Below are 1,191 nucleotides of genomic sequence, written 5' to 3'. Positions count from 1 at the left end.
GGACGGGCGAGCGGACGCGAGGCCGTCGGCGGCGCGGTGGCGCGACGGGTCGGGGCGGCGCGGGCGGCCTGGACGCCGCCGACCTGGAAGCGGCCGATCATCTGCAGCAGTTGGTTGGCCTCGCCCTTCAGCGCATGGCTGGCGGCGGTCGACTGCTCGACCATGGCGGCGTTCTGCTGCACCGTCTGGTCCATCTGGTTCACGGCGGTGTTGACTTGGTGCAGGCCGGTGGCCTGTTCCGAACCCGAAGCGGCGATCTCGCTGACCAGGGCGTCGATCTCGCCGACCTTGCCGACGATGGCCTGCAGGGCCTCGCCGGTCTGGCCGACCATCGACACGCCTTGGCCGACCTGCTGCGAGGAGGTCGAGATCAGGGTCTTGATCTCCTTGGCCGCTTCGGCCGAACGTTGGGCCAGGGCCCGGACCTCCTGCGCCACAACGGCGAAGCCGCGGCCGGCGTCGCCGGCCCGGGCGGCCTCGACGCCGGCGTTGAGGGCCAGAAGGTTGGTCTGGAAGGCGATCTCGTCGATGACGCCGATGATCTGACTGATCGACTGCGACGAGGTCTCGATCTGGTGCATGGCCTCGACCGCGCCACGCACCACCACGGCCGAGCGCTCGGCGTCCGAGCGGGTCGAGGTGACGACGCGGGCGGCCTCGACCGCGCCGGCCGACGAACGCTTGACCGTGGCGGTGATCTCGTCGAGGGCGGCGGCGGTCTCTTCCAGGCTGGCGGCCTGCTGCTCGCTGCGGCGCGACAGGTCGTCGGCGGCCGAGGCGATCTCGTCGCTGCCGGCCCCGATGCCGCCGGCGGCCTGGACGATGGCGCGCATCGCCTCTTCCATCTGGGTGATGGCGCCGTTGAAGTCGTTGCGCAGGCGCTGGTAGGCGGCCGGGAACTCGGCCTCGACGCGATAGGTCAGGTCGCCCTCGGCCAGGCGGGTCAGGCCGTTGGCGATGTTCTCCATGACGAAGGCCTGTTCGCGGGCGGCGGCGGCGTTGGCCTCCTCGTTGCGGCGGCGCTCGGCCTCGGTTTCGGCGCTCAGGCGCTGCTGGGCCGCCTCGGCGGTGCGCAGGGCCACGGCGTTGTCCTTGAACACCTGGACCGAGCGGGCCATGGCGCCGACCTCGTCCTTGCGCGCGACGCCGGTCACCTCGACCTCCACCGAACCCTGGGCCAGGGTTTCCATG

Annotated in this window: 1 protein-coding gene; it reads right to left on the bottom strand. The window is 72.0% G+C overall.

All coding sequences use genetic code 11. From position 1 onward, the window contains the following. The coding region (locus ACIPQB_RS26085) for a methyl-accepting chemotaxis protein (protein WP_446488158.1) at window positions 1-1,191 on the bottom strand (1,191 nt) is incomplete at both ends.

It is taken from the genome of Caulobacter sp. LARHSG274 (genome assembly GCF_052871235.1).
This window is presented reverse-complemented; position numbering and strand designations above follow the sequence as displayed.